Origin of the sequence: Prochlorococcus marinus str. MIT 9201 (genome assembly GCF_000759955.1) — a bacterium.
Taxonomy (GTDB): Bacteria; Cyanobacteriota; Cyanobacteriia; order PCC-6307; family Cyanobiaceae; genus Prochlorococcus_A; species Prochlorococcus_A marinus_G.
Map to the genome: position 1 here is coordinate 1 of NZ_JNAL01000006.1, position 16,003 is coordinate 16,003.

26 protein-coding genes are annotated in these 16,003 nt (G+C 30.5%); 11 read left to right on the forward strand and 15 right to left on the reverse strand.

Annotation, left to right across the window (positions count from 1 at the left end):
- The 3 genes from EU95_RS07300 to EU95_RS07290 all read left to right on the forward strand — a co-directional run.
- On the forward strand, window positions 1-844 hold an 844-nt coding region (locus EU95_RS07300), incomplete at its 5' end, for an inverse autotransporter beta domain-containing protein (protein ID WP_032521543.1).
- Window positions 845-878: 34 nt separating this feature from the next.
- Window positions 879-1,706: a hypothetical protein gene (locus EU95_RS07295; RefSeq protein ID WP_032521544.1), complete on the forward strand. Its 828-nt coding sequence runs from the start codon at window positions 879-881 to the stop codon at window positions 1,704-1,706.
- Window positions 1,707-1,804: 98 nt separating this feature from the next.
- Complete coding sequence (locus tag EU95_RS07290; protein ID WP_032521545.1) at window positions 1,805-2,008, forward strand: hypothetical protein; 204 nt, start codon at window positions 1,805-1,807, stop codon at window positions 2,006-2,008.
- A 44-nt stretch (window positions 2,009-2,052) separates the two neighbouring features.
- Here the strand turns inward: EU95_RS07290 and EU95_RS09725 are convergent, their stop codons facing one another.
- The 4 genes from EU95_RS09725 to EU95_RS07280 form a co-directional block, all read right to left on the reverse strand.
- A complete protein-coding gene (locus EU95_RS09725) occupies window positions 2,053-2,217 on the reverse strand; it encodes a hypothetical protein (RefSeq protein ID WP_193742429.1) in 165 nt (54 codons plus the stop codon).
- Window positions 2,218-2,228: 11 nt separating this feature from the next.
- Window positions 2,229-2,414: a hypothetical protein gene (locus tag EU95_RS09390; protein WP_072014827.1), complete on the reverse strand. Its 186-nt coding sequence runs from the start codon at window positions 2,412-2,414 to the stop codon at window positions 2,229-2,231.
- 235 nt (window positions 2,415-2,649) lie between these two features.
- Window positions 2,650-2,922 carry a DUF3303 domain-containing protein gene (locus tag EU95_RS07285; protein WP_032521546.1) on the reverse strand — a complete coding sequence of 91 codons (273 nt, stop codon included), beginning with the start codon at window positions 2,920-2,922 and terminating at the stop codon, window positions 2,650-2,652.
- A 113-nt stretch (window positions 2,923-3,035) separates the two neighbouring features.
- Window positions 3,036-3,347 carry a DUF3303 domain-containing protein gene (locus tag EU95_RS07280; RefSeq protein ID WP_032521547.1) on the reverse strand — a complete coding sequence of 104 codons (312 nt, stop codon included), beginning with the start codon at window positions 3,345-3,347 and terminating at the stop codon, window positions 3,036-3,038.
- A gap of 624 nt (window positions 3,348-3,971) precedes the next feature.
- Here EU95_RS07280 and EU95_RS10055 point away from each other — a divergent pair.
- From EU95_RS10055 to EU95_RS07270, 5 genes are all read left to right on the forward strand, one after another.
- Complete coding sequence (locus EU95_RS10055) at window positions 3,972-4,139, forward strand: hypothetical protein (RefSeq protein WP_206537472.1); 168 nt, start codon at window positions 3,972-3,974, stop codon at window positions 4,137-4,139.
- Window positions 4,140-4,831: 692 nt separating this feature from the next.
- Window positions 4,832-4,975 (forward strand): hypothetical protein, encoded by a 144-nt coding sequence (locus tag EU95_RS09730; RefSeq protein WP_193742430.1) that lies wholly within the window; start codon window positions 4,832-4,834, stop codon window positions 4,973-4,975.
- Window positions 4,976-5,087: 112 nt separating this feature from the next.
- A complete protein-coding gene (locus EU95_RS07275) occupies window positions 5,088-5,318 on the forward strand; it encodes a hypothetical protein (RefSeq protein ID WP_032521548.1) in 231 nt (76 codons plus the stop codon).
- Between the two features lie 2 nt (window positions 5,319-5,320).
- On the forward strand, window positions 5,321-5,542 hold the full coding sequence (locus tag EU95_RS10130) for a DUF3721 domain-containing protein (protein WP_241466702.1): 222 nt from the start codon (window positions 5,321-5,323) through the stop codon (window positions 5,540-5,542).
- Window positions 5,543-5,800: a fumarate reductase gene (locus EU95_RS07270; protein WP_032521549.1), complete on the forward strand. Its 258-nt coding sequence runs from the start codon at window positions 5,543-5,545 to the stop codon at window positions 5,798-5,800.
- Between the two features lie 30 nt (window positions 5,801-5,830).
- On the opposite strand, the gene EU95_RS07265 is transcribed toward EU95_RS07270, so the two are convergent.
- From EU95_RS07265 to EU95_RS07250, 6 genes are all read right to left on the reverse strand, one after another.
- Window positions 5,831-6,031 (reverse strand): DUF2839 family protein, encoded by a 201-nt coding sequence (locus EU95_RS07265; protein WP_032521550.1) that lies wholly within the window; start codon window positions 6,029-6,031, stop codon window positions 5,831-5,833.
- Between the two features lie 878 nt (window positions 6,032-6,909).
- Window positions 6,910-7,080, reverse strand: a complete 171-nt coding sequence (locus EU95_RS09735; RefSeq protein ID WP_193742431.1) for a hypothetical protein — start codon at window positions 7,078-7,080, stop codon at window positions 6,910-6,912.
- Window positions 7,081-7,270: 190 nt separating this feature from the next.
- Window positions 7,271-7,546 carry a hypothetical protein gene (locus tag EU95_RS07260; protein WP_032521551.1) on the reverse strand — a complete coding sequence of 92 codons (276 nt, stop codon included), beginning with the start codon at window positions 7,544-7,546 and terminating at the stop codon, window positions 7,271-7,273.
- Window positions 7,547-7,911: 365 nt separating this feature from the next.
- Window positions 7,912-8,046, reverse strand: coding sequence for a hypothetical protein (locus EU95_RS10200; RefSeq protein WP_275040473.1), 135 nt, complete (start codon window positions 8,044-8,046; stop codon window positions 7,912-7,914).
- Window positions 8,047-8,226: 180 nt separating this feature from the next.
- Window positions 8,227-8,442, reverse strand: a complete 216-nt coding sequence (locus EU95_RS07255) for a DUF2839 family protein (protein ID WP_032521552.1) — start codon at window positions 8,440-8,442, stop codon at window positions 8,227-8,229.
- 2 nt (window positions 8,443-8,444) lie between these two features.
- Complete coding sequence (locus EU95_RS07250) at window positions 8,445-8,675, reverse strand: hypothetical protein (RefSeq protein ID WP_032521553.1); 231 nt, start codon at window positions 8,673-8,675, stop codon at window positions 8,445-8,447.
- Between the two features lie 78 nt (window positions 8,676-8,753).
- Between EU95_RS07250 and EU95_RS07245 the strand changes: the two genes are divergently transcribed.
- Window positions 8,754-8,951 (forward strand): hypothetical protein, encoded by a 198-nt coding sequence (locus EU95_RS07245; protein WP_032521554.1) that lies wholly within the window; start codon window positions 8,754-8,756, stop codon window positions 8,949-8,951.
- Between the two features lie 286 nt (window positions 8,952-9,237).
- Here EU95_RS07245 and EU95_RS07240 read toward each other — a convergent pair whose 3' ends face one another.
- The 4 genes from EU95_RS07240 to EU95_RS0108720 form a co-directional block, all read right to left on the reverse strand.
- Entirely contained in the window at window positions 9,238-10,542 is a 1,305-nt protein-coding gene (locus EU95_RS07240; protein ID WP_032521555.1) for an NRAMP family divalent metal transporter, read from the reverse strand.
- A gap of 369 nt (window positions 10,543-10,911) precedes the next feature.
- Entirely contained in the window at window positions 10,912-11,268 is a 357-nt protein-coding gene (locus EU95_RS07235) for a hypothetical protein (RefSeq protein WP_032521580.1), read from the reverse strand.
- 80 nt (window positions 11,269-11,348) lie between these two features.
- On the reverse strand, window positions 11,349-11,648 hold the full coding sequence (locus tag EU95_RS07230) for a hypothetical protein (RefSeq protein WP_032521556.1): 300 nt from the start codon (window positions 11,646-11,648) through the stop codon (window positions 11,349-11,351).
- A gap of 14 nt (window positions 11,649-11,662) precedes the next feature.
- Complete coding sequence (locus tag EU95_RS0108720; RefSeq protein WP_032521582.1) at window positions 11,663-11,944, reverse strand: DUF3764 family protein; 282 nt, start codon at window positions 11,942-11,944, stop codon at window positions 11,663-11,665.
- A gap of 138 nt (window positions 11,945-12,082) precedes the next feature.
- Here EU95_RS0108720 and EU95_RS07225 point away from each other — a divergent pair, with 138 nt between their 5' ends.
- Window positions 12,083-13,426, forward strand: a complete 1,344-nt coding sequence (locus tag EU95_RS07225; protein ID WP_032521557.1) for a sodium-dependent transporter — start codon at window positions 12,083-12,085, stop codon at window positions 13,424-13,426.
- Window positions 13,427-13,828: 402 nt separating this feature from the next.
- Window positions 13,829-15,532: a protein adenylyltransferase SelO family protein gene (locus EU95_RS07220; RefSeq protein ID WP_032521558.1), complete on the forward strand. Its 1,704-nt coding sequence runs from the start codon at window positions 13,829-13,831 to the stop codon at window positions 15,530-15,532.
- A 44-nt stretch (window positions 15,533-15,576) separates the two neighbouring features.
- On the opposite strand, the gene EU95_RS07215 is transcribed toward EU95_RS07220, so the two are convergent.
- On the reverse strand, window positions 15,577-15,999 hold the full coding sequence (locus EU95_RS07215) for a cupin domain-containing protein (RefSeq protein WP_032521559.1): 423 nt from the start codon (window positions 15,997-15,999) through the stop codon (window positions 15,577-15,579).
- Window positions 16,000-16,003: the final 4 nt, after the last annotated feature.

Below are 16,003 nucleotides of genomic sequence, written 5' to 3' on the forward strand. Positions count from 1 at the left end.
GGGATTTAATTTTGTTAATTCCACCGCCAATAGTCAAATCCAGAAAATTCCATTCTTTGCCCAAACAACAGTTAATTTCTCTGGCGGAACAGAATCAGAAACCAGTTTCTCAGTTAATAGCCTGATGAAACTTGGAGAACTTGCAAAAGATGAAGAAGGTGATCTCAAAACACTCGTCTTCTCTCAAGCAAGATTTGCAACTGCTACAGATGCAGAAGGGTCCACTGTCAACTTAGGTTTAGGTATTAGAAATCGTCCTGATGATGTATCGATGGTTGGAGGTAACGTTTTCTTAGACTACAGAATGACAGACTATAGCGATGCTCATAGCAGACTTGGTCTTGGTGGAGAATATCTTTGGAAAGATTTTGAGTTTAGAAATAACTGGTATATGGCAATTACTGACACTAAAAACGTCATTGTTGATGGAGTTTCTTATGGTGAGAGGGTGGTACCTGGATGGGATCTAGAAGTTGGCTACAGATTACCAAGCAATCCAGAACTTGCTTTCTTTGTTAGAGGTTTTAATTGGGATTACAAGGATAGAAGCGATAATAGTGGAATAGAAGGCTCTGTAAGTTGGCAAGCAACACCACATATTGGTTTAGAAGCTTTTGTTTCTAATGAAATTTCTGCCGCATCTACAACTGCTAATACTGACCTGCCAGGAACAGATGAAACTTTCTTTGGTTTAAGAATGAACATTACTGGTAATCCTGTGAAGTTTGAAAAAGCTAACTACAAGAAAAACATGATTGCTCAAATGACTCAGCCTGTAAAACGTAAATATGATGTTTTACTCGAGAGATCAACAGGATTGGTTATGGAGGTTGGAGGTGAATAAAAAATTACTTTAAAATTTAAAAACTTCAAAAATCATGAAAAATTCAACCATTAAAAACATTATTAAACTTTCAATAGGTTTAGCATCCTTAATTCCTTTAACAAAAACAGAAAAAACATTTGCACTTGATGCATGCGCTCCTAGTGATTCAGTCACATCTATGTCATCAGAGAGTAATCCTTGTTTTATTACTCCTGAAATGCTTAAAGTGAAATTCTATGAAATCGGATTTTGTACAAGCGATCCTTTATCATCAGGAACCTTTGATAATTCCACCTGTCAAAAAACTTGGGACAACACTTCTGGCTTTACCACTGATATAGGTAAAAAGACTTATGAAAAAATGCAAGGTAATATATACAAAATACCAAATGGCACATATGGATATTCTTATGCCATTATGAATAATTCTTGGACTTATAAAGGGAAATATAAATTAAAAAATGGAAATACTTGGTATACAAGAAGTGATGGTGGTGTTACTTCAGATATTAGTTCTTACGCGGAATGGAATGATGATATTAGCAACATGTTAGGAGAAGAAACAACTGACCTTTGTTATGACTATTCAGCTAACACTTCTGATGGGCAAGTTACTGCCTTACTAACTGACTCCAATAATATTACCGCCACCAATGCAGCAACTTGCGGGAGCGCGACTAGAGTAATTGGGTCCATTAACTTGAACAGGGCTTTAAGGGTGACAGACCTTGTATATGGTTATAGATTGACATGGAAAATAACAAATTTAGGGCTTGGCATAGAACATTTCAATAATGGTTCAAAGCAAGTTCCTGGTAGTTTCAGAGGCGGTCCATTTACCCCAGTTTTTAATCTCAAATATTACATCACTGGTAATTAGCAAACTGGGTCTACCATTAATTATGAATTTTAATTATGAATTTCACTCCCAGGATGAAATACAATGTCAATAATTTAGTTTAAAGAAACCTTGAATAAATGAAAATTTTATTATTAAGTATTATTTTTTTAAGTACTTTTTCCCCATTATTTGCTGAAGGCCATAAAAAATTTAAAAAAGAATACTTTGAGGAAATCAAACTTATGAAAATTGAATATTTAAATAAGAAAATTAATTGTGTAAAAGATTCTAATAATTTTAAGGAAATGAAAAAATGCTGGGGAAGAAAGAAAAAATACTAATAAAGGTAAAGGATAATAGACCTTCAATAGTTAATATTAATAAACTAGCCAAGAGAATCTAAATCTCTTCTATGGTGAACAGTATTTGAATCATCATTTGAGAGTTTCTGCTCTCTCATTAAATCAGCAATAGTAGGATAATCTTTTGCATTATCAAGATCTCTAGCATTTTTATCTTGAATTGCGAATGGTGATTTCTTTAATTTCATAATTAATTACCTCAAAATTTTTGTTGAATTCTGACTACCGAATTTGGGTGGTCATGTACGTAAGAATTAAATCCTCTGGCGAGCATCAGGCAATCGTATGCATCTTTCGCATAGATTCCTATTTGTTGCGTATTATTTGAAGCATCTTTGTAACTCAATACATATTTATTACAAGATTTGATCGGTATTGAAGGCATTTGAAATTTATTAATGCTACACCAATGTTCTAACTAATCAGAATCACCAACAGACTAAAAAAATATGTACGGTTTGAAGTACAAACATATACGGATAGAGGATCAACAATTGATTTTTGAAATGGATAAAATGCTCAAGATTAATTTAATACAAATATTTAAAGTCAATAAATTAAAAAGTATAGTCATGAAAAAAGGGGAGCAAATCCCCTTGCAATTAAATACCGGTAGAAAATTATGAGTAGACCTTGGCGACAATTGGACCAGCTTCTTCATCAGTAAAAACCGGAGTTGTTTCCCAATTAAGGAATTCACCCCATTCAGCTGCATGTTGATATATCGCTTTTGGATCGTCAGTCTTTAAAACTATCCACCCCTCCAAAGAACCAGGAGAATGATACCTTCCAACCATCTCAACTCCGGGATAATCTCCTCCCCCAGCTAAGAATTTTTCTGCACCTTTTTGATGATATCCAGTCTTAAATGACCAATGCTGAACATAAAGCATTTTCGTATTTTGTATTGGCTTTCTATTAGTAGCAATAAAAAAAATTTCTGAAAATAAATTTTGTTTTATACCTATTATTTTAGATCTAATATTAAAAATTTAAAGATTAATGACTAATCCGAGGCTGCTGCAATTTCTTTATGCACAGAGAGAAATTCGTGGTCTGTTAATACTGGTGTGACTTCTATTTCTACACCAAAATTATCGACCCAGATATTACTCCATTTCCAAATATTCTGATGATTAGCAGATTCAACAATTGCCCAACCATTCGCCCCTTCAGGATTTACAACTCGATTAACAACTTTAAACCCATCAAATTCGTCGCCTTCGCATCCTCCTTCCACAAAACCTGCAAAAGCTTCAGCCCCTTGAATATGACTTTCTTGATCTGGAAATTGCCAGTGAACGATGTAAGTTTGCATGAATAAAATTATTTTTTTAATTATTAATTATCGAATTTAAAAATTAAATAAAAAGTCTTTAAACACTAATTAAAAAGTACTTAAGTCTAAGAGGAAAAATAGCAAAAAAAAAGACTCTTACGAGTCTAGGTGATGGGGATTCCTATAATGACAAATTAAACAGAAACAAACAACCCCATCAATAGGTAATTTTAAATACTTACAAACACCATATGTAGTGCTAAGATTTTAAAAAGGTTGGGTGATGGGGATTATCCCCCTTTTTGATTGGGGCGAAGCTAACGCCCTTTTTTTATGGATTATTTACTTTAATCAATAAAGCAAGATCGAGGAGTAAAGTATTTGAACCTTTTGAAGATAGTTTAAAGATCTCTTCAATAATTGATACTATTTTGATTTCTTATGGTTTTTTGTTTATAAGCGATCAAGTAGGCCATTTATAAAAGGCTCTAGGGTTGAATCTATCGAAGAAGCGAGAAATGAATATAAAAAACTTTTAGAGGAAGGGTGGAAAAAAACTTATAGATTCAATAGTTTTAAAAAAATGGTGGATAGGTACTTTACCTAAAATTTGACATTATTAAAAATTAATTGCTAGATAAGCGTCAGAATTGAAGATTGAACATGCAAAATGACATTTATTCAAATATTAAAGATTCAGATGCTTTGGAAAGTTTTTTTGAATGTATAACTTCTTGTAGCATCAATAGTGAGGGATTAGATTGCACAACAGCATGTTATTTAAAACATTTAGAACCAAACAATATCGATTACCCTTTAAAATTTTCATAAGCAAAGCTTATTGATAATTGTTATATTTTATTGATGTTATTCCCACCTCCTCAAGTTATTTTTGGTCTATTGCTTTTATCTATAGCAGTAGTTCTCATCTGGGATATTAAATACAATCCTTTTGGTGAAGACGAAGACGGAATTTAATCTTCAACTAGGAAGCTGATTTGTAGGTGGCGCGTGAAATTGCCTTTTCTTTCTTTTGAGTCTTTTGTAAGCATCTAAACAGCCTAATAGTAACAATGTAATAGCTATTGAGTTAATCATATCGGGTAGTTTTACACATATAAAAACAAATATGTTCTAAATATCAAGGGCTAAAGTTATTTTTCAAAAGTAATTAATTATGGACTAATTTTTAATATTTAGCTTTTTCATTAGGTACCTAAAACAACCAAGAGAAAATGCTTATCTGACCAAAAGTCATTGCTATGCAATAAGAATCACTTTTTCTTATTTCTCATTTGATATTGCAGAACAGCTTTTAAATGTTGTACTTCTTTTTCTAAAGTCTCAATTCTTTTTTCTAGTTCTTCATTAGTTGCCATATTTTATAAAGATAAATTCATTCATATTTATACTATTAAAAAACGACTTTTTACTCAAAGTAAATGTCTAATAAGTAATAGAACCTATTGATGTGGCTAATCTCTCTAGATAAATTATGCAGAGTATAAATTTAGGGGTAATTTATGAGTGGAGATTATGAGACACTAGAAATAAATCAACCTAAAATTACATATCTTCAGAAAAGATCAGAAAATAATACAGAATGGTTAGATGAATTAATCGACCAAATTGAAAATATGAAAAACAATATATCAAAATCTGCTTAATGACAGAACAAGAGTTGAAAGAATTAGAGAAATTTGCAAAAGAAAATGGATACAATGACGAGCTAAAAGATATATATTTAAGGGAAGTTATTGACAGACATAAAGAATACGAATGAGATCAAATTTTCGACCAAATATTCGACTAGCTACAAATATTCTTTTAGTTATTGGTACTTTTGCTATTGCTTTAAAGATTGCTCCAATAGCAATGGTTTATCAGGAAAAAAATTTATGTATTAAATATTTAAAATATCAAATAGATCGAGACAAACTTATCAAAAGACTAAAAATAGTTAAACAGGCAAATCCATCTAGTATTTGTGACTCTATCCTTAAAAGTTAAAAATGCGTATTATTCTTAAAAATTTTAAATTTTTTATTTTTTTATTTTTCTTATCTCTAAATTTTAATAACTATTCTCTTGCACATATGAGGGGTACATTTCTTTCTGAGGAGGCAGCTGAAAAAAAGGCTTTAGAAATTGGTTGCGAAGGAATACATAAGAATCAAGATAAATGGATGCCATGCAAAAACGAAAAAGAATTACATATCTATTTGAGGAAATAGATGGAAAAATTAAAAACAAATCAAAGAAAAATTCACAGAAAAATAACCGCACTTTCAGCAATCCCTTTACTAATTACTATTTTATCTGGGATATTTTATAGTATTTTTCAACCATTAGGGGTAGATGCTTTTTGGTTAATCAAATGGCATACAGGTAATTTTGGCATTATTAATTTGCAACCTTTTTACTCGATATTTCTTGGTATAGCATCAATAATTTCTATAATGTCTGGTATTAGTTTATTAAAAAAAAACTAAGAAATAATCTAAGCTAACCCAAAAATCTAATTAATTAATACTATTTGCCCCGCCACTGACCAAGAAAATTATCGCTCCAAGTGCCATTGTTGCTACACCCATATAAGGGTATTTCTTAATTCTTGATTTGGTAATAGGAAGCCATGGAATATATCTATCAGATTTATTTAATTCAACTTTTTTTTGCTTAGGTGGCAATCCTAATTCCTCTCTTCTTTTAGCTTCGCCCATAATCTTGAATTTATTTATTAATCAATATTAAAAATTATGTTCTACAAATGCGAGTTAAATTTTTTTAAATAGTATTTTTATATCAAAGATAAATTATTTAAATTTACTTAGCTTTCTTTAAATATAGATTCTTTGTATTTGCCTGATCTGATGTGAAAAACAAAATTAATATAGTTCCAACTAGAAATGAAAAAATCATTGTTAAACCAACAACTTCAACCATCTCACTCGGCAGATAATTTAGAAACATAATGAATAGATCTCTTACTTTAAACTTAGCAATTGTATTTATTATGTAAAGTAAGTTTTCCTGCTTAAATCCTGAAAAGAGCTTTGTGAGACTTTGTAATCTTTATTTAATTCTATTTTTAGGATTAATCTTGTCTTAATCCTTCACAATTTTCTTACTTAGCCATTCCTATTTTCTTAAGCAATTTCAGGTAAGGTAACGCCCAACTACCAAAGGTAAAAGAAATCGTCGTATTATTTGTAGTTGGAAATAATGTTTTAGAACGTAGAATGGCTAATTTTGAAAATTTCTTAATAATCTCTGCTTCTAGATTATCCATATACAATTTTTTTTGAGCACCCCGAACTTTCTTTTGGGGCAAATAATTTTTTATAAACCATAAAACTTGATCTAAATTTGATTAATTAGGTGAAGTTTTAATTTGTTTATTTTTCTTTTTAAACATATATATTTTCCTCTTAATTATTGAATTAAATTTGCCATTTATATAATTTAAATCAATAGTAAAAGTATCAATACTATATTCTTTTTAATAATAGATAATCGAAAAAATAAATTAATAATTAGATTGTTTTTATAAAAAAGAGAGGGATAAAACCCCCTCTTAATTGATTAGTTTCAAAAAGAATTAAATTTTTGAGTCTTTCAATTTCATTTCTTTTTGTGTTTTACTGATTCTTTCTTCAAAGACGGATCTTCTGTATGGAGTAACTTCTCCACTTTTAGTAGCCAAAATTTGGGCTTCATATAGCCTATTGGCTCTTTTGATTTTTTCTCTTATTTGTAAGAGGTTATTCATGGTTTTTTGCAGTTAATGAGAATCCCGTTCCCTACTCCCATTTCATGCGTCCAGAGATATAAACTTGGATGAACGTTAGTGAACGATAACATCTATAAAAAAATTCCGCGAGAGTGATTTTTACTAAATTTTTCTCAAAAAAATAAATATTGAATAGATAGTATAAATAAGCTTTTAATATTTCCTGAATTTAGGATAAGAAAATCGTTTGTGAACCATCATTATTATCCTGAATCACTATTTTTTTATCTGGGAAAATATCAAATAATATTCTTTTTAAAGTTGAATTATCTGAAGCAATTATATTACTCATATTTTTTGAATTAATTTTCCAATTTTCATCTACAAATAGTTCGTTATAATTACCTTTTTTAGTCTCGAGTGATGTCTTATTTAAAATCTTTAGTAACAGTTCGGAATTATAATCTTTAAATTCTTCAGAGCTCTCCTTGAAATTCTCAATCATTATTTAGAAATCTAATGTTTCTAAATCTTGCATAAGAAATTTGCAGAATACAAGGTATTAATTACCTAAAAATTTCTCTTAAGATAAAAAGTCCGGATGAAATTAAAATAATATTCTTTAGAAAATTTAATTCCAAAATAGCTATTGAATGATATTTAAAAAGATTAATTAATCATTTACACAATTTATTTACTTGTTATGTTGCAATTAAGGGATTCAGGAAAATGCCAAGAGTAGTCAACAAAAAAATTAGACTTTTAAGATGGTTAAACTCAGGCATGATATTACCATTTATCTTTATGGCTGGATTCTCATCCATCATTCTTTATTGTGTTTTATTTATCCTAATAAAATAGCTTTCTCATTTAAGCAGCTAAGTTATCCTCTGATTTAGACATAATAATTGCAGCTTTTTTTAATAAACTAACTACTTCTTTTCTTCCAACTGCATTATCAGCTTGAAGCATTATTTCAGCATATTTTTTATTTATTTTTTTCATAAATAGTTTTAATTTAATCTAAAATTACACCACCATATGGTGGTGTCAATCGTAAATAATTCTTATATAAGATTTCTTTGATTATTTTTGCATAATAAAAATTGTTCATTTATTATCCCTTAAATATTTAAATTGATTATGCAAAAGAATCATAAATATCAAAATTAAAAATCCTTATAATTAGGCAATATTAAACGATTTGAAAACATAAAATAAACCTCCGATTAGGATCAATATTGCGGCTGCATAAAAAAGAAAAGGGATAATTGGATATTTATACAATGTAGTCCTTACTTTTTGTTGTATGGCTTTTTTATCAAGTTGAGGTAACTTTATATCTTGAGTTTTTTCTCTAGGCGAAATACCTAAATTTTTTCTTCTCTTTGCTTCTCCCATTATTAATACTGAGGCATTCCCATACATTTTAGATAATTGTTATCAGCTAAATCTAAAATTTGGTTCCATTCTTCATGAGATGTTTCTAAATGATTTTTAAAATCTTTTTCAAATTTATGAATACATCTTTTTTCTATATTTTCTGGAGAATTATAGTTTCTTAAAAAAGTAAAACTCAAATACGATAATGATGAAAAAACTATAATTATTTTAGCAATCCTAAGACTATTCATTTCTTAGATAATATTTCCTAACTAAATAAGTTACTTTTTGGTTTTATAATTAACTTAATCTATTAAAACAATTATCAAATGATAAATTCTGTAAATTTTAACAATTTGCCTATTCAGGATTTGGTTGTTTCAGGGTTAATAATCTTTATAATGTCTACAATTATTGCCAATATTTATGACCCATTATTAGGAGTAACTTATGCATTTGGTAATATACTCACTCTTACTTTTTTGAGTTGGTTATACAAAGAGACTTGGAGTGATCCAAGGAAATAAATATAATTCAGATAAAAGATAAATAAAAAAACTACTTCTGTATTTTTAATTTTGAAGAATACTTTAAATTAACTATATAGGTTGCAAGAAGAGAAAGTATTAGAAAAAATAATAAGCTTTCCAAGGTGGATTGGGGCATAACCATGAGTAGTAACAAAAAAGATATATCTTTAAAGAAACGAATTCTGAAAAAAAATCAACCCTTTCATTATTTTTTATTCTCAAACTTATAAATTTAATTAATCTTAAATAATATCTTTGATGAAAATTTATTAATTATTGACGATTAACCAATTCCAATTCCAAAAAATGAATTTGCAATAAACAATAAACTAAATAAAGTTAAGAATATTAATCCTATCCAACATATTGTTTTTAGAAACAATCCATATCTATTTTTAATTGGCACTAATTTGCTATTTATAGTATCCATTGCCATCCAAGCGAATAAAGGAGCGGTGAGGAAGCTCCCTGTCATTGCAGCAAATACAAAATCTTTTACACCTACACCCCCAGACCTTGCGATCAGCAAAGATATTAAGGAAGCAAAGATATGCGCAATCATCCATATTTGGAATCTAGTTCGCTCTGCCTTGGAATCCATGTGTCCAAAATCAGTTCCCCTCAATAAACCTTGAATAGCTGAAATACTTCTTGGATAAGCATCTAGACAAGTAATTGTAGTACTAAACATTGCAGCAAATGCTGCTGGTACAATTATCCATTTAGCCCAATCGCCTATGGATTTGGTGTAAAGGAGTATTAACTTTTGAGCAAAGGAGACTCCACTCCCTGAAAGCATTCCATCGCCAGTACCATACATTGTTATTGCTCCAAGAGTAAGGAAAAAAATAGCTGTAATAACAGTTACTGCGTAACCGAGATTAAAGTCAAATTCTGCTTCATTAATATTTGGTTTATAGTTTGAATCTTTTGATCGAGAAAACATCCATAAAGAAGGCCAAACACATAACTCTACGGGGCAAGGCATCCATCCCATTAGAGGAATCAAAAAAGCTAAATTACTTAACTTCCATGGGCTGATTTCTGGTTCAAAAAAACTCATATTTAATGAATCATTTATTGAACCTTTTAATAAAAGTGATAAAACTGCAAACAATGTTAAAAACGTAAGTAGAGATACTAAAAATTTTGAAATTCTATCAAGAGCTTTATATTTACCAAGAATTAATATCACTCCAGAAACAATAAGGATTCCTATAGACAAATCCATCGCGGGGAAAGCCGAGAAAAAGGGAATATTAGTTAATAGAACACCAGAAACAAAACTTACGGCCGCTATTGTGAAAGTACCTGTAATTAGACTGACTACTAGAAATAAAGGAAGATATAAAGAATTCCTCTCTTTAAAACCTTCTAATAATGATTTACCAGTAGATGCTGTAAACCTTGTCCCAACCAACAAAAATGGATATTTTAAAAGATTAGTAAGAAGAATTAGGCCAACTAATGAAAATCCAAACCTCGCTCCAGCAGTAGTGGATGACAATAAATGTGAACCCCCAATAGCCGCTCCAGCTAGCAAAATTCCTGGACCTAAACTTTTTTGTATTCCTTTTGTTAAATTCATGTTTTTAATAAAATGATCTAATTTACTTTTTGAGCCCTTTTAAATCTATTTTTTAATACTCTTTTTTTAACTACAAAATCAGATAATGAGTGAAAAATAAAAAGTATAATTAGGAATCCTATTCCAAATTTCATAAGATATCTCCTTCGAATATGCCTTTATCAGACATTTATTTTATATTCAACCTCTTTTCTCCATAAAATCCTCAAAAATCTATCCAAAACATCTAATTCCTTTTTATAAACCTTTTTTAGTTTCTTATTATTTTGTTTTTGCATAAATTATTACATAAGTATTTCAAATTTAGACTGAGCTAAAAAAAACACAATAAGCAAAACTTCTTAAAACTTTTTGTTGTTTAAATTATTTTTAATTTGATATATATTTTTCTGCCCTTCTTAACGCTTTTATTGCACCTTTATAATCAAGATTTTTTAATTTTTCCTCACTTTTACGTTCCAACACTTTTACTATTTCATTTATCTTTACTTCATCAATTTTCAACTTATGATCGAATATAAGATCAAATTTTGAGGAATACAAACTAGATAATTCTTTTCTATATTTTTGAATCATTTTTTCGTCACAGGATTTAGATTTCAATATTGCATTAGCCCTCATTTTATCGTCTAAAGCTCCTTTAAAATTTCCTTGTTTAAATTTATTTTCACTTGATCTAGTTAGCTTAATGAGATTTTTCAATATCAAGACACCAGAATCTTCCATTTTTTTATCTGACATTAAATTAATACTATCAGCATAAATAAAAAGAATTCATCTTAATAATCAAATAAATAAATAATTAATTAGCCAATAACAAGTCCTTTTTCAAGAAGTAAATCGAAAACCTCCACACTTTTCGTTTTCCCGAATTTGAGGGGTTTATGTAAATCTAATATTTCAGCAAGGCACATAATCCAATAAGTATCTTTTTTTAAATTAAGACTTTCGCAAATATGATTAGGGGCCGATTTAAAACAGCCAAATTCTGTTGATATATTAATGTTCATGATTTGAGTTTCAAGTTCCAGACTTAAGAGTTCTATTTCTTGCCTAGAAAGGGATATCCCAAAAGAATATGATTCAATTAAAAGTTGATAATTCATAAAGATTTATTTTTTCAAGAAATCCATCGAGTTATTTTAGTACCCGCATAAATATGCCCTGAAGCTTCAACAATAGGTTTTGTTTCAGGATTCATAAAAATATCGTAAAGAACATTTTCTGGTCCTTGAAAAATTACTGTTGCCCTTTGAGGATCATCTAATGATTTACCAATATAAAATGTTTTAACTCCCATTTCTTTAAACATCGACTGCTGTTCCTCAGCATTCATATAGGATTCATATTGTTCAAAAGTATTACTTAGTTGAAAATCTAGAATAGTCGTTTCAATATTCATAGTAGTAATAAAGTGTTTTTTAGATTTTAAATCTTTTTGCAAAAAAATAAATGAATAAAGATTAGTTTTTATTAAGCAAAGTATTAACTAATTTTTATTTATGAGTTATAAATCAACTATAAAAAACAGATTTTAATTTTGGACTCAAAAATTTCTCCAAGAGAACAATGGACTAGTAAGCTGGGATTCATTCTCGCAGCTGCTGGTAGCGCAGTAGGTCTTGGTAACCTTTGGGGTTTCGCCTACAGAGCCTCTCAAGGTGGAGGTGCTGCTTTTGTACTTTTGTACATATTAATCGTTTTAATTGTATGCCTTCCTGTATTTGTTGCTGAAATGGCTTTAGGAAGAAACGCTACTGCCAGCACATTGCTTGCACCAGTAAAGTTAGCTGGAAAAAATTGGTATCCATTAGGAATTCTTTTCTTTATAGCTCCCTTGGGAATAGCATCATATTATTCAGTCATAATGGGTTGGACAGCAGATACCTTGTTCCATTCATTATTTTTTGGATTACCAAAAAATTTAACTGAAGCAGAAACTTTCTTTGGCTCAATTAGTAGTGGTAGCAGTGTTTTATTGGGGCACCTATTAAGTCTCGTTCTTACAGCCATAATAGTCTCATCAGGGATAAAAAAAGGAATCGAAAAGGTAACACGATTCTTTATGCCTATACTTTTTATAATTCTTCTATCTCTAGCAATATGGGCCACTACACTTACAGGAGCATGGGAAGGATATAAAACTTTTTTATTTAAGTTTGACTTTGATGAATTAAGGAACCCTCAAACCATAAGAAATGCTTTTACACAAGCTTTCTTTTCTTTAAGTTTAGGAATTGGAGTTATGGTGACTTATGCTTCCTATCTAAATAAAAAGAGTAATCTTCCAAAACTAAGTGTTGGAGTTGCGTCATTGGATACTTTGGTGGGTCTTATGGCAGGACTTATTACTTTTCCAATTGTTTTAACATTTGGTCTAAGTGATGCTATTTCTGAATCAACAGTTGGTGCATTATTCATATCAATTCCTACGGGCCTTGGTTCATATGGAGCGGTTGGAAGAATTGTAGCTGTTGCATTTTTTGCACTAGCTTATATTGCAGCAATAACTTCCTCAGTTTCATTATTGGAAGTCCCAGTTTCATCTTTAATGGATAAATTTGGTTTTAAAAGAGAAAAATCTGTTTGGCTGATAACTCTTTTCCTATTCTTAGCAGGCATTCCTTCTGCCTTAAACTTAAATATTCTTGGAACTATTGATTCGATTTTTGGAGGAGTTTTACTTATCTTTGGTGGATTCTTGGTTACTTTCTTTATGGGATGGGTAGTACCTGGAAAGTTTAATGAAGAACTTAGTGATTCAAAAGTTGGAATCAAAACTACACGTTATTTGAAATTCATGACAAGATGGGTTGCACCCCCAATTATTGGTTTTGGACTATTTATTAGTGTGTTTGATTTGCTTAAAGGCTGGGTAAGTTAAAATAAATAAAAATTATAATGTATAAAATTAAAAATTTACTGCAATATAGTGCGGAAATAGGGGGAGGGGTGCAAGTCAAAAAAAGATAAAATAGTTTAACTTTTTCGAATTATTTTTGATCAAACTCAGAAAAATACTAGTCAAAAATTAAGTATTTGCAATGGTTATTAATTAAAAAATTGATATGAAGGCTAATTGCTTTGTTTTATTACTAAAGTCTAAACCTTTTTCTCAGGAAAATGTTTTACTGCGGAACCTTTTTTTAATGAAGTATTAAAATTTAACATATACTTAATCTCGAACGTATCTGCAAAAACCATCCCTAATAGAAACTATATAAAATACATTTAGATGTTTTATTTAAAGAAATTAGAACGCCTACAAGAATAAATAGCAAATTTGATGTCAACTAAATCTGATTCATTAAAAGGAAAGCTTACAGAAAATTTTTATGAATTTTCTCTACTATCTGACTATTCTTTTATGAATTCTCTTAAAGCAGATCCTCAATCAACAAAAAATGGAAATGATCATAAGCCGCGTTCAGTATATTCAGGTCATTACGTACCAGTTGTTCCAACTGCTATTCCAGAACCAGAATATATTTCCCATAGCAACAAACTTTTTAAAGAACTAAGGCTAAGCTCAGATCTTACTAAAGACCAAAATTTTTGTCGTTTTTTCTCAGGTGATATTTCTGTTGCTAAATATCCAATGAGTCCTGTTGGTTGGGCTACAGGTTATGCATTATCAATTTACGGGACTGAATATACCCAACAATGTCCTTTTGGAACTGGCAATGGTTATGGCGATGGCAGAGCAATTTCTGTTTTTGAAGGTTTATTCAATGGGAAAAGAATGGAAATGCAACTTAAAGGAGGAGGTCCAACTCCCTATTGTAGAGGAGCAGATGGTAGAGCTGTCTTAAGATCTAGCGTACGAGAATTTCTCGCGCAGGAATTAATGGATGCCTTGGGAATTCCTACCTCAAGATCTTTAACACTTTATGTCTCACGATCAGAAATTGTTAGAAGACCGTGGTATTCCAAAGGGTCCAGATATTTTGAACCTGACATAATGATTGATAATCTAGCGGCAATTACTACGAGAGTCGCGCCATCTTTTTTACGTGTAGGCCAGATTGAACTTTTTGCAAGACGAGTTCGGAATAAAGCGCATGATGAGGCACCCAATGAACTAAAGATGATAGTTCAACATCTTATTGATAGAAACTATAAAGATGAAATTGAATATGAGATTTCAATTGAAAATAAGGTAATAAAACTGGCTTCTTTATACAGATCAAGACTCATATCACTTATAGCTAACTGGATGCGAGTTGGTTATTGCCAGGGTAACTTCAATAGTGATAATTGTGCTGCTGGAGGTTATACCTTGGATTATGGCCCCTTTGGATTCTGTGAATTATTTGATCCAAGATTTCAACCATGGACAGGTGGTGGTGAACATTTCTCATTTTTCAACCAACCTTCTGCTGCGGCAATCAACTTTAAAACATTCTGTACCTCTCTTAGTCCATTACTCTTAGAAAGCAAAAATGATTTTGAAAAGCTAGAACAAATCGAAAAAGACTTTTCCGAATTAATGAATAAGGAATTGATGAAAATGTGGGCAAACAAGCTTGGTTTAGAACATTACAACGAAACTCTAATAAATGAATTTTTTAATCTGATGGTCATTTCAAAAGCAGACTATACAATTTTGTTCCGCAAACTCTCTGAAATCCCTGATAACTTAGATTCTTTAAAAGACTGTTTCTATTTACCAATTAATGACGAGCTCAATAATAGGTGGGAAGTATGGCTTGAAAACTGGCAATCAGTGTTGAAGAAAGAGGGAAATATTAAAGCAAAATCGGCATCAATGAAATCCCTTAATCCAGTCTATACTTGGCGTGAATGGATGGTCGTTCCTGCATATGAAGAAGCTGAAAAGGGAAATTACAAGAAAATAAAAGAGTTACAGGATATCTTTAGCAATCCATATGTAGAACAACCCGCAGAAATAGATCAAAAATATAATCGACTAAAACCAAACCAGTATTTTAATTATGGAGGAGTATCTCATTACAGTTGTTCTTCGTAAAAGGTAAATCCTAAAAATGCAGATTGAATAACTTAGAGAAAATTTTATTCATTTATGGCCGTAGGCATTCCAACTACTGATACAACTCCCACATGAAGTATGGCCGGCTTCTTTCCAACATTTTTCACATAGTGGGGGCCCCCATTATTACTCTCTATAAATGCATCACCCGCTTTAAAGAAATTAATTTCTTCACCCCTAACATGTTTTAATCTTCCTCTGGTGACATGAATCAACATTGGGGAAGGATGAGTATGAATTGGAGTTTTCAAGCCAACTGGAATCTTGACTTTTAAGAGTCTTAATTCAGGCTTACCCTCGAGATAATTAAAATTTTTACCACTAAGTCCTTTTGAACTTTGAATAATAGGTATAACTTCAATCTTTTCTTCAGCAAGAGAAGTTTGTGGCAAAGCTAAAGTCCCAATAAAAAGGAAACAAAATGGAATAAATGTTTTTATTTGCATTAGA